This is a genomic window from Micromonospora sp. DT63 (assembly GCF_049841615.1).
Classification (GTDB): Bacteria; Actinomycetota; Actinomycetes; order Mycobacteriales; family Micromonosporaceae; genus Micromonospora.
Window position 1 is genome coordinate 525,222 of the sequence record NZ_JBNCKQ010000003.1, and the last position, 22,335, is coordinate 547,556.

Sequence of the window (22,335 nt, forward strand, 5' to 3'; positions counted from 1 at the left end):
AATTACAGCACCAGGGACCTGGCCTGTCCGCCAAACGCGAAAAATGCACTGACTGGGAAGTTAGTAAATGGTACTGGTGCAACCCCTACCTAGACCGTCAGTTTATGAACAGTTACTCACTGTTCTGACCAACGGATGCCGAAGGCATCGCGTTACGCCCAACCCGTTAAGGTCACTCTCCGTGGACGCCATCGACCTGAGCCTCGTCGACCTGCTGCGGGGCAACGCCCGCCTCTCGTACGCCGAGCTTGCCCGGCAGGTGGGCCTCTCCGCCCCCGCCGTGCACGAACGCGTCGGCAAGCTGGAGAGCAGCGGCGTGGTCCGGGGCTACCGCGCGGACGTCGAACCCGAGGCGATCGGGCTGGGCGTCACGGCGCTCATCGGCATCGTCGAGGACTCCGGCGCGGACTCCGACGACATGCTGGAGTCGCTGCGGGTGCTGCCCGAGATCGAGTCCTGCTACTTCATGGCCGGCGTCGAGTCGTTCCTGCTCAAGGCCCGGGTCGGCACGATCGCCGAGCTGGAGCAGCTCATCGTGCGGCTGAACCGGACCCCCGGGGTCGCCTCCACGCGCACCGCCATTGCCCTCTCCACCAAGTGGGAGAACCGCCCCCAGGCGGTCGGCCCGCAGCCCGCCTGACCCTGCTGCACCGCGTACCCCTGGTGTCGTGCCGCGCACGGCGGTAGCGTGCGCCGATGACCTCGCCGGAACGCGGCGCCGCAGTGGTGACCGGGGCCGCCGGCGGCCTGGGCCGCGCCGTCGCCGCCGCGCTGCACGCCGACGGCTGGTCGGTGCTGCTCACCGACCTCGACCCGGCCGCGGCGGCAGCAGCCGCCGTGCCGTTCGGAGGCTGGTCGGCCGCACTGGACGTCCGCGACGAGGCCGCGTGCGCCGAGATCGCGGCGCACGCCGCGAGCCGGGGCGGCCTCGGCCTCTGGGTCAACAACGCCGGCATCCTGGTCACCGGCCCCTCCTGGGAGCACGACGGGCCGACCCGCCGCCGCGTGCTCGACGTCAACGCGCTCGGCGCCATGAACGGCACACTCGCCGCGCTGGCGGTCATGCGCGGCCAGGGCCACGGCCACGTCCTGAACATCGTCTCGCTGGCCGGGCTCATCGCCGCACCCGGCGAGACGGTGTACGCCGCCAGCAAGCACGCACTGCTGGCATTCAGCCTCGGCACCCTGTCCGACCTGCGGATGGCCGGGTACCGGCGGGTGCACGTCTCCTGCCTCTGCCCGGACGGCATCTGGACCCCGATGCTGCACGACCGCCTGGACGATCCTGGCGCGCTAGCCTCGTTCACCGGGTCGATGCTGACCCCGCAGCGGGTGGCCGCCCGGGCGGCCCGGCTGGCCCGCCGGCCCCGCCCGGTGGTCAGCCTGCCCCGCTGGCGGGGCGCTCAGGTCCGGCTCCTGGACGCCCTGCCCCGACTCGCCGTCGGACTGAATCCTCTCGTTGAGGCCGTGGGTCGGGCCGGGCAACGCCGACAGTCACGCCGGTCGACGCCTCCGGACCGCGGCTGAGCGCCGCTGGCCTGCTTGCTAGGTTTCCCGCGTGACTCATCTCGACCGGTGCGACGAGGCCAGCCGCAGCTGGGTGACCGAGGCGATCGCCGCCGTCGAGGCGGACGCGAACCGCTCGGCCGACACCCACCTGCTGCCGTTCCCCCTGCCCCGGGCCTGGGGAATCGACCTCTACCTCAAGGACGAGTCGTCCCACCCGACCGGCTCGCTGAAGCACCGGCTGGCCCGTTCGCTGTTCCTCTACGGCCTCTGCAACGGTTGGATCGGGCCGCGCACCACGATCGTCGAGGCGTCCTCCGGCTCCACGGCGGTCTCCGAGGCGTACTTCGCCCGGATGCTCGGGCTGCCGTTCATCGCCGTGATGCCCGCCTCCACCTCGCCCGAGAAGATCACGCAGATCGAGTTCCAGGGCGGCCGCTGCCACCTGGTGGACGACCCGGCGAGCGTCGTGGTCGAGGCCCGCTGGCTGGCCGAGGACTCCGGCGGCCACTTCATGGACCAGTTCACGTACGCCGAGCGGGCCACCGACTGGCGGGGCAACAACAACATCGCCGAGTCGATCTACGCGCAGCTGGGGCTGGAACGCCACCCCATCCCGGCGTGGGTCGTCGTGGGCGCCGGCACCGGGGGCACCAGCGCCACCATCGGCCGGTACGCCCGCTACCGCCGCCTGGCCACCAAGCTCTGCGTCGTCGACCCGGAGAACTCCGCCTTCTATCCGGCCTGGCTGGCCGCCGACTGGTCGGTACGCACCGGCAGGGGCTCCCGCATCGAGGGGATCGGCCGGCCCACCGTCGAGGCATCCTTCCTGCCATCGGTCGTGGACCGAATGGTCCAGGTGCCGGACGCCGCCTCGCTGGCCGCGATGCGCGCCGGCTCGGCGGTGCTCGGCCGGCGGGTGGGCGGCTCCACCGGCACCAACCTGTGGGGCGCGTTCGGCCTGATCGCCGAGATGCTCGCCGAGGGCCGGACCGGCTCGGTGGTCAGCCTGATCTGCGACGCCGGTGACCGGTACGCCGACACGTACTACTCCGACGACTGGGTGGCCGCCCAGGGGCTCGATCTGGCACCCCATGCCGCGACCATCGAGCGCTTCCTGACCAGCGGCGCCTGGCCCGCCTGAGCAGCGCGTTCCCTCCCGCAGGTCGCGCGGGCGCTGGCCTGCGGGAGGGCCCGGTCTGGGCTGTCGGCCCGGTCACCGTGGGTCGATGCGCTCCGCCAGGCCGGGGTAGCGCACCACGTAGCCGTCGGCGTCCAGGTCGATGTCCGCCGTGAAGGTGCCGCTGGCGAACCGGACCCGGCCCGGCCCGAGCCCCGTGTAGATCTGCTCGGCCGGCACCACCTCGAGGCCGGGCAGCAGCACCCACGCGACGGTGATCCGGCGCGGCATGTCGGCCGGCCCGCTGGTCAGCCCGAGCCGGCGCACCGGCACGGCGTTGAACAGCGGCGAGCCGCTCAGGTCGACGTCGAGCGCCTCGGCCAGGCGATCCGGGTCGTCGGTGCCCGGCAGGCCGGACCGGGGATGCCCGGCCCTGGTCAGCGCCGCGTCCAGGTCGCCCTGCTCGGCGGTGGTCACCCGCCACCGGGACGCCGCCCGCTCCAACGTCACCCGGCGCAACCAGCCCGACCCCTCGGCCTCGACCTCGACCCGGACGGTGCTCCAGTCGGGCGCCGTGGCCAGCCGGTAGCGGGCGGTGAACGGAATCGGGTCCACGGCGAGGAGCGTGCCCCGCGCCGCCAACCCGTCGCCGTCGGTGAACAGAGCCTGCTCACTGCCGGCGGTGTCCGTCCGGGACCAGAAGATCGACTTCGCCATGGTCGCCATGAGCCGGACGTTACGCGACCGGACCGACATCGGCCACGGCATGCGAGAACGCCGTCGCGAAGCGTGCGCTCCGCGACGGCGTTCCGGTGAATCAGTGAATCAGTGGATCAGTGGGTACGCGCCGCCGGCCGGCCGCCGAAACCGCGACGGTCGTCGCGCGGCCGGTCGTCCCGACCGCGGCCCTCGGAGCGGTAACCACCCCGGGCGTCCCGGTCGGCGAAACGCCGCTCACCGGCCGGCCGGTCACCCCGGTCAGCCTGCGGCCGGTCGCCGAAGCGCCGCTCGCCGGTCGGCCGGTCGCCGTACTGCCGCTCGCCGGTGGGCCGGTCGCCGTAGCGGCGCTCGCCCTGCGGTCGGTCGCCGTACTGCCGGTCGCCCTGCGGCCGGTCGCTGAAGCGGCGCTCGCCGGTGGGCCGGTCGCCGTACTGCCGGTCGCCCTGCGGGCGGTCGCCGTAGCGGCGCTCGCCCTGCGGACGGTCGCCGTACTGCCGGTCGCCCTGCGGGCGGTCGCTGAAGCGGCGCTCGCCGGTGGGCCGGTCGCCGTAACCCCGGCTGTCCCGATCGGCGTAGCGGCGCTCGCCGGTCGGTCGGTCGCCGTACTGCCGGTCGCCGGTGGGTCGGTCGCCGTAGCGGCGCTCGCCCTGCGGACGGTCGCCGTAGCGGCGCTCGCCACTCGGCCGGTCACCGAAGCGGCGCGGGCCCCCGGAACGGTCGTCGAAGCGGCGTGCGCCGCCGGAGCGGTCACCGAAGCCGCGAGGCTCCGCCTCCAGGCGAACCGGGACGCCGCTGGGCTCGCGGGCACCGATCAGCTCGGCCAGCGCCGGGTCGCCGAGCCGGACGCGGGTCTCGGCCGGCTCCACGCCGGCCTTCTCCAGCATGGCGAGGGTGGTACGACGCTGCTTGGGCAGCACGAGCGTGGCGACCGCGCCGGACTCGCCGGCCCGGGCGGTACGGCCGGCGCGGTGCAGGTAGTCCTTCGGGTCCTTCGGGGGGTCGACGTGCAGCACCAGGGTGACCCCGTCGACGTGGATGCCACGGGCCGCCACATCCGTGGCGACCAGGACGTTCATCCGGCCCTCACGGAACTCGGCAAGGGTCTTGGTCCGCATCCGCTGGGTCTTGCCCCCGTGCAGCCCACCGGCCCGTACGCCGACCGCCGCGAGCTGCTCGACGAGCCGGTCCACACCCAGCTGGGTGCGGGCGAAGACCATGGTCCGCCCGTCGCGAGCGGCGATCGACGCGGCCACCGGGAACTTCTCGTGCGGCGGGATCAGGAGCATGTGGTGATCCATGGTGGACACCGACGCGGTGGACGGCGCGGTGGAGTGGGTCACCGGGTCGTTCATGAACCGCTTGACCAGCGCGTCGACGTCACCGTCGAGGGTGGCCGAGAAGAGCAGCCGCTGACCGTTGGCCGGCGTCTTCGCCAGCAGTTCGGTCACCTCGGGCAGGAAGCCCATGTCGGCCATCTGGTCGGCCTCGTCGAGCACCGTCACCTCGACGTCGTCGAGCTGGCAGATGCCCCGCTCGATGAGGTCGCCGAGCCGACCCGGGGTCGCCACGATGATCTCCACGCCGCGCCGCAGCGCGTCGATCTGGCGGTCGTACGGAACACCGCCGACGGCGGTCTTGAGGAAGATGCCGACGGACTTGCCCAGCGGCACCAGGGCGTCGTTGACCTGCATGGCCAGCTCGCGGGTGGGCACCAGGACCAGGGCGCGCGGACGCATCGGCCGGGCCCGGTTGCGGTTGGCCAGCCGGGCGATCATCGGCAGACCGAAGGCGAGCGTCTTACCCGAACCGGTCTGCCCGCGGCCCAGCACGTCGCGGCCGGCGAGCGCGTCCGGAACGGTGGCCCGCTGGATCTCGAACGGGCTGGTGATGCCCTGCTGCGCCAGCGCGCGGACCAGCGGCTCGGGCAGGCCGAGAGCGGCGAAGGTCATCGGCTCGGTTGTCTCGGTCGGCTCGGCCTGCGCGGTCGCTGCCGGCGCGGTGCCGGTCTCGCTCGGGGCGACGTCGAGCTGCTCCCGGGCGGTGTCGGCCGCCGGGACTGAGTTGAAAACGGACGTAACGGTGCTGGGGTCAGCAGAGGTGGTCAACAAATGCCTTTCGAGCGGGGCGCATCTTCGCGATGGCCTGCCGCGGCTGTGCCGCCGGATCGCCCGCAAGATCGCCCAGGGGCGCGCACCACGCGCGCCGGGTCAGTGATCTCGACCAGTGTACGGCGGTTCGGCGAAGCCGCCAGCCGGTTGACCGACGGTAGTGGGCGGACTCACGGAAGCGCGAACCCGCCCGGTCGCCGGATCAGCCGTTGAGCACGCCGCCCACCAGGCCGTCCAGGGCGTCGTTCGCGAGCAGGACTACCAGCACGCTGATCCCCACCAGCAGCGCCAACGCGGCGATCAGGACGATCACCACCCGGGTGTTTCGCGACCGCTCGGCCGGCGTGTCCGACCAACCCTGGGCAAGGATGTGCCCGGTCAGCGAGCCGGAATTCTCCACCGCCGCGTTGGCCGGCAGGGCGATCGTGGCGAACCCCGGGCCCTCACCGCCGCCGTAGACGGTGCCCGCCAGGTCGGTGCCGCCGTCGCGCCTTGCGGCGGGCGGGCCCGCCGGCGCGTCCCGCCGGGCAGCGCCGCCCGGCGGCGTGGTCGTCCGGTAACCCGTGCCACCGGCCGCCGGCGTGCCGGCGGTGGACGGTGGCCAGCTCGGCAACGCGGGCGCGGGCACCACAGGTGGGGCCGAGACGGGCACCTCCGCCCGGGTGCTGCTCGCGGCCTCCGACGTCCGTGCGCCGCTCGGGGCGGAGGACGCGGCCCCCGACGTGCAGGCACTGCTCGGGGCCGACGACGCGGCACCCGACGTCCGTGCGCTGCTGGGGGCCGACCAGGCGGCCTCCGACGTCCGTGCGCCGCCTGGTGCCGGCGGTGCGGCATCCGGTGACGGCTGTGCCGCGGTCGGGGCGCTGACGGTTCGCGGTGCGGCGTCGGTCATGGACGGCCAGGCAGCCGGCGGCGCGGAGACCGGGGCGGTGGCCCGTACGCCCGGCGTGCCGATCGTCGCCGGGGGCGGCGGGAACGGTGGCGCCGGCATCGGACCGGGCGGCGGCGGTGGCGCGGGCACCGGCGGGCCGGACGGGGGCATCGGAGGCCCGGGGACGGGTGGTGTCGGCGGGCCCGGCATGGGCGGCAGCGGCGAGGGCGGCGGCACGGGTGGCCCGGGCACGGGCGGCACCGGGTCCGGCGGCGGCGTGGGGGAGGGGCCCGGGGTCGGCGACGGACCGGGCGGGTACGGACCCGGACTCGGCGCGGGCTCCGGGTCACCAGGCCCGGGGGGCGTTGGTTCCGGAGTCGGCGGCTCGGGGGGCTGCACCGGCTCGGGGGGCTGCACCGGCTCCGGAGGCTCGGTATTGACCGGCGCCGACCGGTAGACGGCGGACGTGCTGGCCCGGGAGTCCGGCGTGCCCTCGCTGCCGGCCACGACCCGGCTGCTGCCCGGCACCGTGGCGCTGGCGCGCGCCGGAGCCGTCGAGGCGGCCCGCTGGCCGGGCAACGGGACACCTACCGGGCTGGCTGAGCCGGTCGCCCGGTAGGTGGTCGCGCTGGCCGGAGCGCTCGCCGGGAGATCGCCGGGCAGCGCTCCGACGGTCGCGACGCTCGCGCGGGCTCGCACCGGGGCCGCGACGATCGAGCCAGGGGCAGCGGTGTCCGGCGTCGGCTGCTCGACGTCCGCCTCGCTGGGCTGAGCGGTGGCAGCGTCGTCGGCGGGAGCGCCGCCGGTGCCGGTGTCGTTTGCGGCGTCGTCCTCTGGCGGGTCGGCCTTCGCGTCGCCGGGCGCGGCCTTCGCGTGGGATGCGTTGTCCGCCGCATCCGCGTCGCCGGGGGCGGCCTTCGCGTGGGGCGCGGCGGCCTCCGCGTCGTCTGCGGCGGCCTTCGCGTCGGGCGCGGTTGCCTGCGCGGGGGCCCGCCCGTCGAGCGTGGCGGGGGCTTCGCCGTCGAGCGGGCCGGCCTCCGTCAGTGCGGAGTCGACACTCTCCGCCGGATCTCTCTGCTCGGCCATCTCCGCCCTCCGCGCCACGCTCGCACCCGGCCCGTGACATCGGACCGGATGTGCCTGGTTGTCACCGTGCCACAGATCGCCCCGGGCGGACAGCCGGAGCCCGTGTGGCGGCTCAGCCAGCGGTGCTCGGGCTGTTCGTCGGGCCGTCGGTGGACGTCCCGCTGCGGCTGGTGGACGGCGTGGCGCTGGCGGAGGCCGACGCGCTGGCCGGTGGCGTGGTGGGTGGCGGCGGCGGGGTCTGCGGGGTGTTGGTCGGGCCGCCCGTCGGGGGCGGCGTGCTGCCGGTCGGCTTCGGGGTCGGGGTGCCGGTGGGCTTGGGGGTGGCCGTCCCGGTCGGCTTGGGCGTCGGCTTGGTGGTCGGCGTCGGCTTCGCGGTGGGGGTCGGCTTGGTGGGCGGGGTCGGCTTGGTGGTGGGGGGCGGCGGAAGGGGCACGTTCGGGGTCGGCACCGCGCCGATCACCCGGGTCGCGGCGTAGAGCCGGGACCAGCCGACCACCGAGATCTTGACCACGTCGCCGGTCGTGGGCGCCTGCACCATCTTGCCGTTGCCGATGTACATGCCGACGTGGTGGATCGTGGTCCAGCTGCTGCCGGAGGCGAAGAAGAGCAGGTCGCCGGGGAGCAGTGCGCTCTGCGGCACGGTGCGGGAACGGGTGGCCGCGTACTGGTCGCGGGAGACCCGGGGCAGGTCGAAGTAGTCGGCGCCCGGGGACCGGTACGCCGCCCACATCAGACCGGAGCAGTCGAACTCGTCCGGCCCCTCCTCCGACCACTTGTACGGGTCGCCGAGCTGGGCGAGCGCGTACCGGACGGCGGCGAGCGCCCGCGGGTGCGCGGACATCCCGCTGGTGTTCTGGCCGGCGACGTAGCCCGCGCCCAGCTGCTGCTCGGTGGCCTCCTGCTGACGCTCGATCTCGATCAGCTGGGCGGCGTTGTCCCTGCGCAGTTTGAGCAGGCCGGCCTCGGCGGTGCGCAGCGCCTTCTCGCCGGTGGCGAACTCGGCCTCGGCGGCGTCGACGGCGGCCTTGGCCCTGGTGTGCTCCTGGTAGGCGGACTGCTCGTTGGCGCGGGCCCGGGACAGCTCGCCGGCCACGGCGGTGGTCGCGCCCTCGACCTTCTCGCCACGGTTGATCCGCTGGAGCCGGCTCAACCCCTGGATGTCGTTGGCGAAGTCACCGGGCGGCAGGGCGGCGGCTGCCTTGACCGCGTCCGAGGCGGCCGCGTCGGCTGCCTGCTGGGCGCGGAGGAGGGCGTCCTGCGTGGTCGCCAGCACCTGGCCGGCGGCGGCGAGCTGGGCCTGCGCGTCGGTGCGTTTCTGCCGGGTCAGCAGGAGCTGGTCGCCGAGCAGGCCGACCTGGCTCTCAGCGGCGGCGATCTGGGCGGCCAGCGGGCCGGCGCCGATGTTGACCACCGGTGGGGTGGGGATGCCGGCGACGGGCGGGCTGCCGGGCAACTGCGGCGCCCCGATCGACGGCGGGCGGGCGCCGGTGTCCGGCACCGTCGCGGGCACGGCCGGATCGGCGTACGCGGGAGTGGCCAGCACGGCGGCGGCGATCGCGCCGAGCAGGGCTGCCCAGAGCTTCGGTCGCAGCACCGGCGAGATCACCGGGCTCCGTCGTCGCTGCCGCCGCCCGCGCCCGCTGTCGACCATTCCACTCCCCGTCCGGTGCTCGGCGCCGCGCTCGGTGGGCGCGGCCGTCGGGACGGTACCAGTGTGTGAGTTCCGCCCCACCTTGTCTTACCGCACGATGGCAGTGATGTCGATGCATCGGTGGGTTACGGGAGGCTGAGAGTCCGGTGAAGTGGATCGCTGCCGCCGACCGTGCCGCCGGGGCCACCGGAACGCCGACGTACCCTCGGGAGGGACCGCAGGTGGAAGGGACGTGCCATGGACGCCGGACTCAAGCGTGAGCTCGAAGCGAAGGTGTACGCCGGTGAGCGGCTGAGCCGCGAGGACGGCATCGCCCTCTACGACAGCGACGACCTGACCTGGTTGGGACGGCTGGCGCACCACAAGCGCACCGAGCTCAACGGCGAACGGGTGATGTTCAACGTCAACCGTCACCTCAACCTCACCAACGTGTGTTCGGCGTCGTGTGCGTACTGCTCGTTCCAGCGCAAGCCGGGCGAGAAGGACGCGTACACGATGCGCATCGACGAGGCTGTCCGCAAGGCCAAGGAGATGGAGGACGAGCAGCTCACCGAGCTGCACATCGTCAACGGTCTGCACCCGACGCTGCCGTGGCGCTACTACCCCAAGGTGCTGCGCGAGCTGAAGGCGGCGCTGCCGAACGTCAAGCTCAAGTGCTTCACGGCGACCGAGGTCCAGTGGTTCGAGAAGATCAGCGGCCTGAGCGCCGACGAGATCCTCGACGAGCTGATGGACGCCGGTCTGGAGTCGCTGACCGGCGGTGGCGCGGAGATCTTCGACTGGGAGGTCCGGCAGCACATCGTCGACCACGCCTGCCACTGGGAGGACTGGTCGCGCATCCACGCCCTGGCGCACCGCAAGGGCATGAAGACCCCGGCGACCATGCTGTACGGCCACATCGAGGAGCCCCGGCACCGCGTCGACCACGTGCTGCGGCTGCGTGAGTTGCAGGACGAGACGGGCGGCTTCGCGGTCTTCATCCCGCTGCGCTACCAGCACGACTTCGTGGACTCGGCGGACGGCAAGATCCGCAACCGGATCCAGGCGCGCACCACGATGGCCTCGCCGGCCGAGTCGCTGAAGACGTTCGCCGTGTCCCGGCTGCTCTTCGACAACGTGCCGCACCTGAAGAACTTCTGGGTGATGCACGGTCTCTCGGTGGCCCAGCTCTCGTTGAACTTCGGTGTGGACGACCTGGATGGCTCGGTGGTCGAATACAAGATCACGCACGACGCCGACTCGTACGGCACCCCGAACACCATGCACCGCGACGACCTGCTGCACCTGATCTGGGATGCCGGGTTCCAGCCGGTCGAGCGGGACACCCGCTACAACGTGGTCCGGGAGTACGACAAGGCGCCGTCGCTGGCCGAGCGCCGCGCCGAGCCGCAGCAGGTCTGGGCCTGAGGCACCACGTACCCTCGCAGTCGATGACCGAGCAGCGCGGATCCGAGCAGCAGGGTGGGTTTCCCCGTCGGGACGCCGAGGGGCGCGTGCGTACCCTGGGCGACCTGCTCGGGGTGTGCCTGGCCGGCCTGGTCATCGGCGTGCTGGCGCTCGTGCTGTTCGAGTGGGCGTTCGCCTCGTTCGGTGCCGGCGACTTTGGCCACACCAACGGTTGGCTGGCGGTGATCCTGCCGGCCTGGCTGTTCTGGGACGACTTCCGGGCCTGGGACTTCGGCGCGGCCCGGGTGGCGGCGGCGTTCGTCGCGTTGGCGGTCGCGGTGCTCGTTGGGCTGCTGGTCGCCGGGCTTGCCGCCGGGTTCCCGCCGCTGCTGTCCGGGGCGTTGGGGGCGGCGGCGTTCACCGTGGCGTACGCGCTGGTCTGGTTTCCCGGCGTCCGTTGGCTGGCCCGCCGGACCGGCTGACCCGACCAGGTTGACTCTTCCGCCGGCACCGGCGGCTGACGGAGAGAACGGAAGTGGTGCAGGTGAGCGCGGCGGTCAAGTACACGCTGGGCCGGATCGGGCTGTTCGTCGCCGTGCTGGCGGGTCTCTGGCTGGTCGACATGAACGTATTCCTGAAGCTGATGCTGGCGCTGGTCTTCTCCGCCGCCCTCTCCTTCTTCCTGTTGCGCGGCTGGCGCGACGAGATGGCCGGGGAGATGGCAAGTGCCGCCGAACGCCGCCGCACCGAGAAGGAACGCCTCCGCGCGGCCCTGGCCGGCGACGACGACCAGCCCGACGAGGCGGAGCGCCAGCAGCCGTAGGACCCCACCCCACCCCCCCGACAACCAGCGTCGATCATGAAGTTATTGCCGCGACACGCCGGGCGGTCGGGCAATAACTTCATGATCGACGGCGTCTGGGCTTACCAGTTGGTGGAGCCGGGGACCTTGGGCCAGGGCTTTGACAGGGGCTTGATCAGGTACGCGATGCCACCGGAGCCGCCGGAGACTCCGCCGGTGGCGTTGGTGCGCTTGGTCCGCAGCCAGATCTGCTCGAACTGCGCCCGCTTGTAGACGTTGCGCACGACGTCGTTGCTGGACGACGCCGGGTCGTTGACGATGACGTCGCCGTCGGCGGTGAAGCCGACCACCACGAACAGGTGCCCGGAGGTGCCGTAGTTCGCCCCGTCCAGCTCGCTGGCGAGGAAGGACTGGCTGGTCACCACGGGGATGCCGGCGGCGATGAAGCGCTCCAGCTCGTCCAGCGAGTGCAGTCGGGTCACCCGACCCTCCAGGCCGGGGTAGCTGGCCGCGTACGCGGTGTTGAACGGCCAGTTGCCGGCGCCGTCGTACGCGTAGTCGAAGGTCATCCGGGCGGCGTGGTTGACCGTCGGGTCCGGGTAGGTCGGGTCCACCCAGGAGGTGTCGGCCTCCGAGGGCTTGCGCCCCCAGTACTCGACGACCATCTCCGTGGAGGTGGGCGAGCACCAGGCCTCGCCCCCGCCGTCGTACTCGGGGTAGTGGCCCTTGTGGACGTTCTGCGAGTAGCGCGGCACCGGCAGCTCGACACCCCAGGCGATGTGCCCGGCGCTCGGCGGCACGGTGAACCGGTCCGGCACGGTGGAGCTCATCGCGCCGAGCATCCGCACCACCGGCGCGGCGGTCTGCCCCGGCGCGCGGTAGAGGGTCAGCCGCAGCTGGTACGACCGCAGCAGCACCCCGGCGTCGGCGTCGTCGATGCTGAAGGTGTCGGTCCAGATCGTCGACCAGGGGTCACCCTGCTTGTTGACGCTGGTCCGCTTGATGTCGGTGTCGCCGGAGGCCCAGCGGCCCATGACGTACCACGGGGTCTGGTCGCCGCTGGTGTAGCTGCCCTGCATCTCCACCTGGATCCAGGTGCCGGCGGGGGTCTCCGCGTTCCAGGAGGCGATCAGCTCGGTCGCGTCGAAGCCGATCCGGGTCACCGGCGAGGTCCAGGTGCCGTACTCCCAGGTGCGGGTGGTGCCGGTGTGCGGGTCGGCGTACTCGATGGTGCCGGCCGGGCGGGCCAGGGTGACGCCCGCCCGCGCGCCGGGCACGACGCGGGTGCCGTCCCGGCTGCCCCGGTGCCAGTCGGCGGGGCCGGACCAGTCCTGGAAGGTGATCTGCTCGTCGTGGGTGGGGGCCGGCGGCCGGGCCGCCGTCGCGGGTGCTGCGGTGGCGAGCAGGGTGAGCGCGCTGACGCCGGCGAGGGCGGCCGCGTGCAGGCGGGAGGAGGCCATGGGTGCTCCGCGGTGTCGAGTGGGGGCATCGTCGCTGGTCAGTGTTCCGCTTGGAGGGAAGTTTCGCCAGATGTTCAGCGGCAGAAAATCTTTGCCGCAGCGATGGTCAACCTGGGATGCATAAGGCAGCGATCAATATTGATATGACCATGTGACTGATGGTGAAGTGTGCTTCACCGAGCGGGACATCCCGCCCTCCGAGGAGGTAGTCCATGACCCTGGGCAGACCCCACCCTCTCCGTCGCCTCCTGGCGCTCGCCGTCGTCACCGGGCTGGGAATCGTCACCGTCGCCGCCGGACCGGTCGCTGCCAAACCGGCGCCGGACCGCACCGCCGAGCCCGTCGCCGCCGGCTACCGGGTGCTCGGGCCCCGGACCCTCGCCGACCGCAACGCGGTGGCCCGCACCGGGGCCGCCATCGACTACTCCGAACACGGCGTCCTGCACGTCTCGGCCACCGCCGGCGAGGCCGCCGCCATCGGCAAGCTCGGCTTCCGGTTGGAACCGCTCGCCCCACCACCGAACGCCGAACGCGGCGCCGGTGAGATGGGCACGCTGGCGTTCCCGCCCGCCGACTCCAACTACCACGACTACGCGGAACTGACCGCCGTCGTGAACCAGGCCGTCGCCGACCACCCGGCCATCGCCCGCAAGATCAGCATTGGTACGTCGTACGAGGGCCGCGACCTGATGGCCGTGAAGATCTCCGACAACGTCGGCACCGACGAGAACGAGCCGGAGATCCTGTTCAACGCCCAACAGCACGCGCGCGAGCACCTGACCGTCGAGATGGCGATCTACCTGCTCAACCTCTTCACCGACAGCTACGGCAGCGACTCCCGGATCACCAACATCGTCAACAGCCGGGAGATCTGGATCGTGCCGACGGTCAACCCGGACGGCAGCGAGTACGACATCGCCACCGGCTCGTACCGGTCGTGGCGCAAGAACCGGCAGCCCAACAGCGGTTCGTCGAACGTCGGCACCGACCTGAACCGCAACTGGGGCTACAACTGGGGCTGCTGCGGCGGCTCCTCCGGGTCGACGTCGTCGGAGACCTACCGCGGTCCGTCCGCGTTCTCCGCACCCGAGACGCAGGCGCTGCGCAACTTCGTCAACAGTCGCGTCGTCGGCGGCACCCAGCAGATCAAGGCCAACATCGACTTCCACACCTACTCGGAGCTGGTGCTCTGGCCGTACGGCTACACGACCGCGAACACCGCCACCGGGATGAGCGCCGACCAGTACAACACCTTCGCCACCATCGGCCAGCAGATGGCGGCCACCAACAACTACACCCCGGAGCAGTCCAGCGACCTCTACATCACCGACGGGGACAGCCTCGACTGGATGTGGGCCACCCACAACATCTGGGCGTACACGTTCGAGATGTACCCCGGCTCGTCCGGCGGCGGCGGCTTCTACCCGCCCGACGAGGTGATCACCGCGCAGACCACCCGCAACCGGGAGGCGGTGCTGCTGCTCAGCGAGTACGCCGACTGCCCGTACCGGGCCATCGGCAAGCAGTCGCAGTACTGCGGCGGTGGCGGCGGCACCACGGTCTGGTCGGACACCTTCGAGACCGCCACCGGCTGGACGATCAACCCGGCCGGCACCGACACCGCGACCCTCGGGGTCTTCGAACGGGGTGCCGCCCAGGCCACCACGTCCTCCGGCGCCAAGCAGCTCACCCCGTACGCCGGATCCAACGACCTGGTGACCGGCCGGCTCGCGGGCTCGGCGGCGGGTGACTACGACCTCGACGGTGGGGTGAGCAGCGCCCGGTCCCCGGCGGTGACCCTGCCGTCGTCCGGCACGCTGACCCTCTCGCTGGCCTGGTACCTGGCACACGGCTCGAACGCTTCGTCGGCCGACTACCTGCGGGTGAGCGTGGTGCACAACGGCGGCACCACGGCCCTGCTCACCCAGGCCGGCGCGGCCGCCAACCGCAACGGGACCTGGGCGGTGGCGAACCTCAACCTCACCCCGTACGCCGGTCAGTCCGTGCGGATCCTCGTCGAGGCGGCGGACGCCTCCGGCGCGAGCCTCGTGGAGGCGGCTGTGGACAACGTCACCATCACCGCCTCCTGATCGGGTGGGGCCCCGCTCCGCCCCCGGCGGGGCCCCGCCACCCGCTCCCGAGCCTCAGATCCGGGACAAATGCCGCTCCTGCGACCGCACGCCTATCGACGAGTGTTGATCAACACTTGATCGATCCGGCACGTCCCGGCGGGTGCGCTACCGTCTTACCGACCACTCCGCAGCGAAGCCGGTGTGAAACCGGCGCTGTCCCGCAACTGTGATGCCCCGCCCGACGGCGGGGACGAGCCAGGTCGCCTGCGGAGGGGTCGCGACACGCGCTCTCGAGGAAGGGCGCCTCGTGGGCGGGCGTACGAGTCCTGTCGGCGAAGCACCACACTCCTCGACCGACAGGAGGCCCCCATGTCCAGACGTACCCCCCGGCTCCTCGCCGCGACCCTCGCGGTCGCCGCGCTCGCCCTCGGCGCCTGCGCCGAGAAGACCGACGACAAGCCGAGCGCGGGCACCGCCGCCGCCAGCTACCCGGTGACGGTCGGCGCGCTGACCCTCGACAAGCGTCCCGAGAAGATCGTGTCGCTCTCGCCCAGCGCCACCGAGATGCTCTTCGCGATCGGTGCCGGCCCGCAGGTGACCGCGGTCGACGACCAGTCCAATTACCCGGCCGACGCGCCCAAGACGGACCTGTCCGGCTTCCAGCCCAACGCCGAGGCGATTGCCGGCAAGAACCCTGACCTGGTGGTGCTCTCCAACGACATCAACAAGATCGTCGACCAGCTCGGCAAGCTGAAGATCCCGGTGTATCTGACCCCGGCGGCCAGCACGCTTGACGACTCGTACCGGCAGATCACCGAGCTGGGCACCCTGACCGGGCACGCCGACCAGGCCACCGACGTCGCCGGTCGGATGAAGGACGACATCGCCAAGCTGGTCAAGGACCTGCCGCAGCGCACCGAGAAGCTCACCTACTACCACGAGCTGGGCCCGGAGCTGTACAGCGCGACCAGCAAGACCTTCATCGGCTCGCTCTACGGCCTGGTCGGCCTGACCAACATCGCCGACGCGGCCGACGCCGACGGCAAGAACGGCGGCTACCCGCAGCTGTCCCAGGAGTTCATCGTCAAGGCCGACCCGGACTTCGTGTTCCTGGCCGACTCCAAGTGCTGCCAGCAGAACGGCGACTCGGTCAAGGCCCGCAGCGGCTGGTCCGGGATCACCGCAGTGAAGAACAACCAGGTCGTCGCGCTGGACGACGACACCGCCTCCCGGTGGGGCCCGCGGGTCGTGGACCTGCTCCGGGTGATCATCGACGCGGTCGCCAAGGTGCCCGCGTGACGGTCGTCCGTCAGTGACCGGAACGTCGCAGATGACCGCTGGAGCACCCGCCACCCGGCCGGCCGGTACGCCTCGCGCGTCCCGGCCCGCCGGGCTGCGCAAAGGCTGGGTGGTCGCCGGCGTCCTCGCGGTGCTCGTCGCCCTCCTCGCCGGGGTGTCGCTCGGGCCGGTAAGCCTCCCGCCGGGCAGCGTCGCCGCCGAGTTGCTCAACCTGATCCCCGGGGTGCACCTCGACAGCGGGCTGAGCGAGCGGGAGATCGCCATCATCACCGAACTGCGGCTGCCCCGGGTCGTGCTGGGCCTCCTCGTCGGCGGCCTGCTCGCCCTGGCCGGCGGCTGCTACCAGGGTGTGTTCCGCAACCCGCTGGCCGACCCGTACCTGCTCGGCGTCGCCGCCGGCGCGGGCCTCGCGGTCACCGCGGTGATCGCCCTCGGCGGCGCCGGTCGGCAGGGGGCGATCTCCGGGCTGCCGCTGACCATCCCGCTGGCCGCGTTCGTCGGCTCGTTGCTCGCCGTGACGATGACCTACCTGCTCGGCGCGGCCGGCGGGCGGAGCAGGTCCCCGGCGATGCTGATCCTGGCCGGCGTCGCGGTCTCCGCCTTCCTCTCCGCCGGGCAGACGTACCTGCTCCAGCGGCACTCCGACAGCATCCAGCCGGTCTACTCCTGGCTGCTCGGCCGGCTGGCCACCGCCGGCTGGCACGACGTGCTGCTGGTGCTGCCGTACGCCGCCCTGACCACGGTGGTGGTGCTGCTGCACCGCCGCGAGCTGGACGTCCTCGCGGTCGGCGACGACGAGGCGAGGAGCCTCGGCCTGCACCCGCAGCGCTCCCGCTACCTGCTGATCGCCGCAGCGTCGCTGGGCACCGCCGCGGCGGTCTCCGCGACGGGGCTCATCGGCTTCGTCGGCATCATCGTGCCGCACACCGTCCGGCTGCTCGCCGGGTCGAGCTACCGCGTGATCCTGCCGCTGTCACTGCTGTTCGGGGCCGCTTTCCTGGCCCTGACCGACGTGGTGGCCCGTACCGCCGCCGCCCCGGCCGAGGTGCCCATCGGCGTGGTCACCGCACTGCTCGGCGGCCCGTTCTTCGTCCTCGTGCTGCGCACCGCCCGACGGGTGCTCACGTGAGCCCCGAGCCCGGGCCGGCGGGCGTGCCGGCTCCCGGGCCGACCGGCGTGCCGGCCGTCGAGGTGCGGGGTCTGCACGTCAGTCTGGACGGCACGCCGATCCTCACCGGCGTCGACCTCACCGTCGCGGCCGGCGAGTGGGTCACCGTGATCGGCCCGAACGGCGCCGGCAAATCCACCCTGCTGCGCGCCGTCGGCGGCCTGCTGCCCGCGCCGGAGGCCATCACCCTGTTCGGTACGCCGAGCACCGCGCTGCGCCGCCGCGACCGCGCCCGGGTGGTGGCGACGGTGACACAGTCCCCGGTGGTGCCGCCCGGCATGTCGGTGCTGGACTACGTGCTGCTCGGCCGCACCCCCTACATCCCGCCGCTGGGTCGGGAGTCGACAGCGGACATCGCCGCTGTGCAGGAGGTGCTGGACCGCCTGGACCTCACCGGCTTTCACCGCCGCGAGCTGGCAACCCTCTCCGGGGGCGAACGACAGCGGGTCTTCCTCGCCCGCGCGCTCGCCCAGGGCGCGACGCTGCTGCTGCTCGACGAGCCGACCAGCGCGCTGGACATCGGTCACCAGCAGGAGGTGCTGGAGCTGGTCGACCAGCTGCGTCGCGCGCACGGTCTGACGGTGCTCGCCACCATGCACGATCTCTCCCTGGCCGGGGAGTACGCGGACCGGATGGTGCTGCTGGCCGGCGGTCGGGTGGTGGCGACCGGGACGCCGCACGAGGTGCTGACCGAACACCTCCTCGCCACCCACTACCGGGCCAGCGTCCGGGTGGTCCCCGGCACCAACGGCCCGTTGGTGGTTCCCGTGCGCCCTAACTCCCGTCGTCACCCAGGTCGATGACCGAGAAGAGTGCGCCCTGGGGATCGCGGAGGGCGGCGAACCGGCCGGTCGGGATGTCGCGGGGTGGCACGAGGATGGTTCCGCCGAGTTCGGCGGCGCGGGCGGCGGCGGCGTCCGCGTCGGTCACCGCGAAGTACACCGTCCAGTAGGCCGGGAGGTCGGCCGGGAAGTCGTCGGCGAGCGGCGGCATCATTCCGGCGACGATCCGCGCGCCGAGCCGCCACCCGGTGTACGTCATGCCGCCGACCGGCTGCTCGTCCGGCTGCCACCCGAACACCAGCTCGTAGAAGACCTTCGCCCCGTCCGGGTCGGGGGTGACCAGTTCGTTCCAGCTCATCGCGCCGGGCACGTTGAACGCCTCGGCGCCGGGCATCGCCAGTGGCTGCCAGACGCTGAACGTGGCGCCCGCCGGGTCGGCGAACACCGCCATCCGGCCCCGGTCGAAGACCTCGAACGGCGGCACCACTACCTGCCCACCGGCGCGTTCGACCCGCCCGGCGGCCAGTTCCGCGTCGTCGGTGGCGATGTACGTTGACCAGATCGGCACCTGGTCGGGAATGGCCGGCGGGCCGACACCGGCCACCGGCCGGCCGTCGAGCAGGAAGACGGTGTAGCCGCCGGCCTCGGGCTCCGGTGTCACCCGTCCGGTCCAGCCGAAGAGTTCGGGGTAGAAGCGGCGCGCGTCGGTCAGGTCCGGGGTTGCCAGGTCGGCCCAGCACGGCGTACCCGGCGGGACGGTGCTCACGTCAGACCCCTCTCGGCCGGCGGCCACGGGCGGCCCCCCTGCCGGAATCCTGGCACCGTCCCGCCGTCGTACGGGGCGGAAACGGACGAATCGTCAGCTGAACCGGCGACCCTCGTCCCGTCGGTACGCCCAGGCGGCGAGTGAGGCGAGCAGCGCGACCCAGACGCCGAGCATGATCAGCGCCAGCGGCTCGACCGGGTAGTCCCCGACCGCCGACCACATGAGTTCGGCCGCGCCCCGGGTGGGCAGGTACGGCGCGATCGTCTCGATGAACCCGGGCGCGTCTCCCGGTGCGGAGAGCAGCCCACCGCCGAACGCGAGCGGCAGGAAGACGACCTGCGCCACCACGACCGCCGCCTTGCTGGGCAGCGAGTAGCCGATGGCGAGCCCCATCAGCGTGAACGGCACCGAGATGACGGCAACCGTCACGGCGGTCACCAGGAACGCCAGCGGGGTGATCCGGGCCGGGGTCAGCGTCGCGCCGATCACCACGACCGGGATCAGCGAGAGGTACGTCAGCGCGAGGCCGGCCAGCACCCGACCCGCGAAGCGCGGCGCGGGTCCGGCCGGCAGAGTCCGCGTGTACGGGTTCCACGGCTGGTCGCGGTCCTCGGCGACGCCGACGCCGTACTGGAAGATGTTGGCGCTCATCACCGAGAAGGTGATCATCGACGCGGTGGCGAAGGTGGCGCCGACCGGGTCGTCACCGGTGAACGGCACCACGAAGAAGATCATGGCGGCGGCGGGGAAGAAAGCGCTGCCGACGACGGCCACCGGGATCCGGATGATCTCCAGAAGTTGGTAGCGGGCGTGGACCAGGGCGAGCTGCACGGTGCGCCTCCTCAGCGGGTGGTGGGTCGGCCGCCGGCAGCGGCGGGGGCGGGGTCTTCGGGGGCGGGCTGCGCGGCGACGTGGGCCTGCTCCTGGCTGCCCGTCCCGCTGGTGATGGCGAGGAACGCCTCCTCCAGCGAGGTGGGCCGCACCTCCAGGTCGGTGAACGCCGCCCGGGAGCCGACCAGCGCCCGGACCAGCTCGTCGGCGTCGGTGGTGAGCAGGTGCAGTCGTCCGTCGACCCGTTCGGCGCGTACGACGCCGGGCAGTTCGGGCAGCTCATCGGCGACCAGGCTGACCCGGCGTACGCCGACGATGCCGCGCACGGCCTCCACGGTGTCGTCGGCGAGCACCCGGCCCTGCCCGATCACCACCACGCGGTGGGCGAGCGCCTCCACCTCCTCCAGGTAGTGGCTGCTCAGCAGGACGGTTCCGCCGTCGGAGTGGAACGCGCGGATCGCGTCCCACAGGGTGTGCCGGGCCTCGACGTCCAGGCCGGTGGTCGGCTCGTCGAGCAGTACGAGCCGGGGTCGGCCGACGAACGCCAGCGCCACGGCCAGCCGGCGACGCTGGCCGCCGGAGAGCCCGCCGGTCTGCCGCCGGGCGAGGTCGCCGAGGCCGAAGCGGTCGAGCAGCTCACCCCGGGGCACCGGGTCGGGGTAGTGCGCGGAGACGAAGTCGACGACCTCGCCGACCCGCAGCGTGCCCGGCAGACCGGTCTCCTGCGGGGTGACGCCGATCTGCCGCCGCGACGCCGGGTCGCGGGGGTCGCGCCCGAACAACTCGACACGGCCCGAACTGGGCCGACGCAGACCGACCAGCAGATTCATCAGGGTGCTCTTGCCGGCGCCGTTGGGGCCGAGCAGGCCGACGAGCTCGCCGGCCCGGACCTCCAGGTCGACGCGGTCGAGGGCGAGGACGTCGCCGTACCGGCGGCTGGCCTGGTCGGCGCGGGCGAGGGTCATGACTGCTCCTTCGACGGGGTGGGGCCGAGCTGGGAGGGATCGAGCAGGGTGCGGATGGCTTCGGTGTACTCCTCGAACGCCAGCCGGCCCCGCCGGCTGAGCCGGATCAGGGTGGCCGGGGTACGTCCACGATGGGTCTTGCTGATCTCGACGTACCCGGCGTCCTCCAGCTTTCGCAGGTGGACGGAGAGGTTGCCGGCGGTCATCGCGAGCAGTTCCTGGAGCCGGGGAAAGGTGATCCGGTCCCCGTCGCCGAGCGCGGAGAGCGCGGCGACCACCCGCAGCCGTGCCTGGGCGTGGATGACCGGATCGAGGTCGGTCATGGCCGGCGTCGCTGTCGCAGCCGGGCGATGGTTCCGGCGACCAGGATCCCGGCCCCGCCGGCCACCGAGATGACGAGGGCGTGCCAGCCCGGCCCGGCGATCACCCCGAGCACGTTGATCACGCTGATCCAGACGCCCAGCCGGAAGAGGTCCCGGTCCAGCCAGATCGCGCCGCCCGCCATGTGCAACGCCCCGGTCAACCCCACGGCGGCAGCGGACCAGAGCAGCGCCGCCAGATCGTGCGGCAGGTGTTCCGAGACCCGGCCGACCGCCGCGTACACGCTCACCGACCCCAGGGCCCAGGCCCACCCGTACCACCGGCCGCGCCGGGCCGAGTCCCCGCTGACCTGGCCGTACGCCCGCGCGCCGGCCACGGCCTGGATCGCGCCGGCGGCCACCAGCAGGGCGAAGAGCGCGGTCAGGGGCAGCCAGTCGGGCAACCGGACCAGCACCCGCCCGTCCGGGGAGTAGCGCAGGAAGAACAGCCCGAAGCCGACCAGCCACGCCACGCCCCACGGCCAGTAGATGAGCCGGGCGTCGGGTTCCAACCGGGAGACCGTGGCCGCCCGCTGGTCGCGGATCAGTTGGAGTGCCGTCGCGGCGTCGGCGGGCGGTCGATCGTCGTCGTGTTCCACGCAAACAACTTTACGGCGCAAAGTCGAAGCCGTGTGCCCCGCTCCCGTGGCGGGTACCCGACAGCGGCGCGGAGTGCCTACGGTGGGAGTCGTCTGTGGCTGACCCGTCGCACAGGACAGAGGAGGGCCGGCATCAATTACCAGGCACGGCTGACCGACCTTGTCGAGCCGGACGAACAGTTGCTCGCCGTCGCGAAGGCGGAGATCGCCCAGGGCGTCGGGCCAGCCGATCCGCCCGCCGCCGATCCGCCCGCCGTTGACCGCCCAGCCTCCTCCCGTGCCGCCGGCGTTGTCTCCGGGGTCCTGCTCAACCTGCTCGTACCGCTGCTGTCCTTTTCGGCGGGCGACCGGATCGTCGACCGCGTCGCCTTCGGGGTCGCCGGCCGGGGCTCCCCCGGCTCGGCCGCCTCCACGCTCCGGTACGCCCGGCGGCCGGTGCCTCCGGTGACCTCGATCGAGGACACCGTCCTCGCGGTCACCGACCGGCGGCTGCTCGTGTGCGCGTCCGGGCCGAGGAAACTCTGGTCGAGCCAAGCTGACGACGAGCGGGCCACCGCCGAAACCCGGATCGTCTGGTCCGTGCCCCGGCCGGCGGTGGCCGATGCCCGCGTGGGTTGGCACCGGCTCAACCCGAAGCGGCTGCGGATCGAGTTCACCGACGGCTCGTGGCTGGCGTTCACGGTGCCGATCGCCGAGCACGGCAAGCCACTGCGCGAGATCGCCGCCGCGCTGACCGGCCGCTGACCCGCCCGACCCGCCGCGAGCACCGGCGAGCTGGCCGTGG

23 protein-coding genes and 1 riboswitch are annotated in these 22,335 nt (G+C 72.7%); of the genes, 13 read left to right on the top strand and 10 right to left on the bottom strand.

All coding sequences use genetic code 11. From position 1 onward, the window contains the following. The first annotated feature begins 181 nt into the window (after nt 1–181). The 3 genes from ACLQ27_RS14845 to ACLQ27_RS14855 are packed head-to-tail and all read left to right on the top strand — an operon-like array spanning nt 182 to nt 2,650. Nucleotides 182–640: an Lrp/AsnC family transcriptional regulator gene (locus ACLQ27_RS14845; protein WP_234587753.1), complete on the top strand. Its 459-nt coding sequence runs from the start codon at nt 182–184 to the stop codon at nt 638–640. A 56-nt stretch (nt 641–696) separates the two neighbouring features. After that, nucleotides 697–1,527, top strand: a complete 831-nt coding sequence (locus ACLQ27_RS14850; protein ID WP_357491261.1) for an SDR family NAD(P)-dependent oxidoreductase — start codon at nt 697–699, stop codon at nt 1,525–1,527. Nucleotides 1,528–1,558: 31 nt separating this feature from the next. Then, complete coding sequence (locus ACLQ27_RS14855; protein WP_357491259.1) at nt 1,559–2,650, top strand: PLP-dependent cysteine synthase family protein; 1,092 nt, start codon at nt 1,559–1,561, stop codon at nt 2,648–2,650. 72 nt (nt 2,651–2,722) lie between these two features. Here the strand turns inward: ACLQ27_RS14855 and ACLQ27_RS14860 are convergent, their stop codons facing one another. The 3 genes from ACLQ27_RS14860 to ACLQ27_RS14870 form a co-directional block, all read right to left on the bottom strand. Next, nucleotides 2,723–3,343 (bottom strand): putative glycolipid-binding domain-containing protein, encoded by a 621-nt coding sequence (locus ACLQ27_RS14860; RefSeq protein ID WP_425867344.1) that lies wholly within the window; start codon nt 3,341–3,343, stop codon nt 2,723–2,725. Between the two features lie 116 nt (nt 3,344–3,459). Further along, nucleotides 3,460–5,451: a DEAD/DEAH box helicase gene (locus ACLQ27_RS14865; protein WP_425867173.1), complete on the bottom strand. Its 1,992-nt coding sequence runs from the start codon at nt 5,449–5,451 to the stop codon at nt 3,460–3,462. Nucleotides 5,452–5,656: 205 nt separating this feature from the next. Further along, on the bottom strand, nt 5,657–6,067 hold the full coding sequence (locus tag ACLQ27_RS14870; RefSeq protein WP_425867175.1) for a hypothetical protein: 411 nt from the start codon (nt 6,065–6,067) through the stop codon (nt 5,657–5,659). Here ACLQ27_RS14870 and ACLQ27_RS14875 point away from each other — a divergent pair. Both ACLQ27_RS14875 and ACLQ27_RS14880 read left to right on the top strand, forming a co-directional pair. Next, a complete protein-coding gene (locus ACLQ27_RS14875) occupies nt 6,045–6,782 on the top strand; it encodes a hypothetical protein (RefSeq protein ID WP_425867177.1) in 738 nt (245 codons plus the stop codon). The genes ACLQ27_RS14870 and ACLQ27_RS14875 overlap by 23 nt on opposite strands. 9 nt (nt 6,783–6,791) lie before the next feature. Then, entirely contained in the window at nt 6,792–6,944 is a 153-nt protein-coding gene (locus ACLQ27_RS14880) for a hypothetical protein (protein WP_425867179.1), read from the top strand. Between the two features lie 579 nt (nt 6,945–7,523). Here the strand turns inward: ACLQ27_RS14880 and ACLQ27_RS14885 are convergent. After that, complete coding sequence (locus ACLQ27_RS14885; protein ID WP_425867181.1) at nt 7,524–9,062, bottom strand: C40 family peptidase; 1,539 nt, start codon at nt 9,060–9,062, stop codon at nt 7,524–7,526. Nucleotides 9,063–9,299: 237 nt separating this feature from the next. Here ACLQ27_RS14885 and mqnE point away from each other — a divergent pair, with 237 nt between their 5' ends. From mqnE to ACLQ27_RS14900, 3 genes are all read left to right on the top strand, one after another. Beyond that, complete coding sequence (gene mqnE, locus ACLQ27_RS14890) at nt 9,300–10,469, top strand: aminofutalosine synthase MqnE (RefSeq protein WP_354853815.1); 1,170 nt, start codon at nt 9,300–9,302, stop codon at nt 10,467–10,469. 23 nt (nt 10,470–10,492) lie between these two features. Next, nucleotides 10,493–10,930, top strand: coding sequence for a hypothetical protein (locus ACLQ27_RS14895; RefSeq protein ID WP_357491253.1), 438 nt, complete (start codon nt 10,493–10,495; stop codon nt 10,928–10,930). A 62-nt stretch (nt 10,931–10,992) separates the two neighbouring features. Beyond that, nucleotides 10,993–11,271: a DUF4229 domain-containing protein gene (locus ACLQ27_RS14900; RefSeq protein ID WP_357491251.1), complete on the top strand. Its 279-nt coding sequence runs from the start codon at nt 10,993–10,995 to the stop codon at nt 11,269–11,271. Between the two features lie 101 nt (nt 11,272–11,372). Here ACLQ27_RS14900 and ACLQ27_RS14905 read toward each other — a convergent pair whose 3' ends face one another. Next, complete coding sequence (locus ACLQ27_RS14905) at nt 11,373–12,710, bottom strand: C39 family peptidase (protein ID WP_425867183.1); 1,338 nt, start codon at nt 12,708–12,710, stop codon at nt 11,373–11,375. 212 nt (nt 12,711–12,922) lie between these two features. Between ACLQ27_RS14905 and ACLQ27_RS14910 the strand changes: the two genes are divergently transcribed. From ACLQ27_RS14910 to ACLQ27_RS14925, 4 genes are all read left to right on the top strand, one after another. Beyond that, a complete protein-coding gene (locus tag ACLQ27_RS14910) occupies nt 12,923–14,800 on the top strand; it encodes a M14 family metallopeptidase (RefSeq protein ID WP_357573563.1) in 1,878 nt (625 codons plus the stop codon). Nucleotides 14,801–14,977: 177 nt separating this feature from the next. Then, nucleotides 14,978–15,042: riboswitch (cobalamin riboswitch) on the top strand. Nucleotides 15,043–15,151: 109 nt separating this feature from the next. Next, nucleotides 15,152–16,081, top strand: coding sequence for an ABC transporter substrate-binding protein (locus tag ACLQ27_RS14915; protein WP_425867186.1), 930 nt, complete (start codon nt 15,152–15,154; stop codon nt 16,079–16,081). A gap of 31 nt (nt 16,082–16,112) precedes the next feature. Further along, a complete protein-coding gene (locus ACLQ27_RS14920) occupies nt 16,113–17,210 on the top strand; it encodes a FecCD family ABC transporter permease (RefSeq protein ID WP_357491243.1) in 1,098 nt (365 codons plus the stop codon). Nucleotides 17,211–17,257: 47 nt separating this feature from the next. Beyond that, nucleotides 17,258–18,052, top strand: a complete 795-nt coding sequence (locus ACLQ27_RS14925; RefSeq protein ID WP_357492058.1) for an ABC transporter ATP-binding protein — start codon at nt 17,258–17,260, stop codon at nt 18,050–18,052. On the opposite strand, the gene ACLQ27_RS14930 is transcribed toward ACLQ27_RS14925, so the two are convergent. The 5 genes from ACLQ27_RS14930 to ACLQ27_RS14950 form a co-directional block, all read right to left on the bottom strand. Continuing rightward, complete coding sequence (locus tag ACLQ27_RS14930; RefSeq protein WP_357491241.1) at nt 18,024–18,797, bottom strand: VOC family protein; 774 nt, start codon at nt 18,795–18,797, stop codon at nt 18,024–18,026. The two genes, ACLQ27_RS14925 and ACLQ27_RS14930, sit on opposite strands and share 29 nt — an antisense overlap. Before the next feature lie 93 nt (nt 18,798–18,890). Further along, nucleotides 18,891–19,628, bottom strand: a complete 738-nt coding sequence (locus ACLQ27_RS14935; protein ID WP_357491239.1) for an ABC transporter permease — start codon at nt 19,626–19,628, stop codon at nt 18,891–18,893. Nucleotides 19,629–19,639: 11 nt separating this feature from the next. Next, on the bottom strand, nt 19,640–20,593 hold the full coding sequence (locus ACLQ27_RS14940) for an ABC transporter ATP-binding protein (RefSeq protein ID WP_357491237.1): 954 nt from the start codon (nt 20,591–20,593) through the stop codon (nt 19,640–19,642). After that, nucleotides 20,590–20,916 (bottom strand): transcriptional regulator, encoded by a 327-nt coding sequence (locus ACLQ27_RS14945; protein ID WP_234584813.1) that lies wholly within the window; start codon nt 20,914–20,916, stop codon nt 20,590–20,592. Before ACLQ27_RS14945 ends, ACLQ27_RS14940 begins: the two co-directional genes overlap by 4 nt. Further along, on the bottom strand, nt 20,913–21,551 hold the full coding sequence (locus tag ACLQ27_RS14950; protein ID WP_357573559.1) for a transporter: 639 nt from the start codon (nt 21,549–21,551) through the stop codon (nt 20,913–20,915). Before ACLQ27_RS14950 ends, ACLQ27_RS14945 begins: the two co-directional genes overlap by 4 nt. A gap of 180 nt (nt 21,552–21,731) precedes the next feature. On the opposite strand from ACLQ27_RS14950, the gene ACLQ27_RS14955 reads away from it, so the two are divergent. Beyond that, a complete protein-coding gene (locus ACLQ27_RS14955; RefSeq protein ID WP_425867191.1) occupies nt 21,732–22,295 on the top strand; it encodes a hypothetical protein in 564 nt (187 codons plus the stop codon). The last annotated feature ends 40 nt before the right edge of the window (nt 22,296–22,335 follow it).

What these genes read in the sequence shown, in the direction of transcription:
- ACLQ27_RS14850 (WP_357491261.1), top strand. Translation starts at nt 697, where the DNA reads ATGACCTCGCCGGAACGCGGCGCCGCAGTGGTGACCGGGGCCGCCGGC.
- ACLQ27_RS14860 (WP_425867344.1), bottom strand. Translation starts at nt 3,343, where the DNA reads ATGGCGAAGTCGATCTTCTGGTCCCGGACGGACACCGCCGGCAGTGAG.
- ACLQ27_RS14885 (WP_425867181.1), bottom strand. Translation starts at nt 9,062, where the DNA reads ATGGTCGACAGCGGGCGCGGGCGGCGGCAGCGACGACGGAGCCCGGTG.
- mqnE (WP_354853815.1), top strand. Translation starts at nt 9,300, where the DNA reads ATGGACGCCGGACTCAAGCGTGAGCTCGAAGCGAAGGTGTACGCCGGT.
- ACLQ27_RS14895 (WP_357491253.1), top strand. Translation starts at nt 10,493, where the DNA reads ATGACCGAGCAGCGCGGATCCGAGCAGCAGGGTGGGTTTCCCCGTCGG.
- ACLQ27_RS14905 (WP_425867183.1), bottom strand. Translation starts at nt 12,710, where the DNA reads ATGGCCTCCTCCCGCCTGCACGCGGCCGCCCTCGCCGGCGTCAGCGCG.
- ACLQ27_RS14910 (WP_357573563.1), top strand. Translation starts at nt 12,923, where the DNA reads ATGACCCTGGGCAGACCCCACCCTCTCCGTCGCCTCCTGGCGCTCGCC.
- ACLQ27_RS14915 (WP_425867186.1), top strand. Translation starts at nt 15,152, where the DNA reads ATGTCCAGACGTACCCCCCGGCTCCTCGCCGCGACCCTCGCGGTCGCC.
- ACLQ27_RS14920 (WP_357491243.1), top strand. Translation starts at nt 16,113, where the DNA reads ATGACCGCTGGAGCACCCGCCACCCGGCCGGCCGGTACGCCTCGCGCG.
- ACLQ27_RS14940 (WP_357491237.1), bottom strand. Translation starts at nt 20,593, where the DNA reads ATGACCCTCGCCCGCGCCGACCAGGCCAGCCGCCGGTACGGCGACGTC.
- ACLQ27_RS14945 (WP_234584813.1), bottom strand. Translation starts at nt 20,916, where the DNA reads ATGACCGACCTCGATCCGGTCATCCACGCCCAGGCACGGCTGCGGGTG.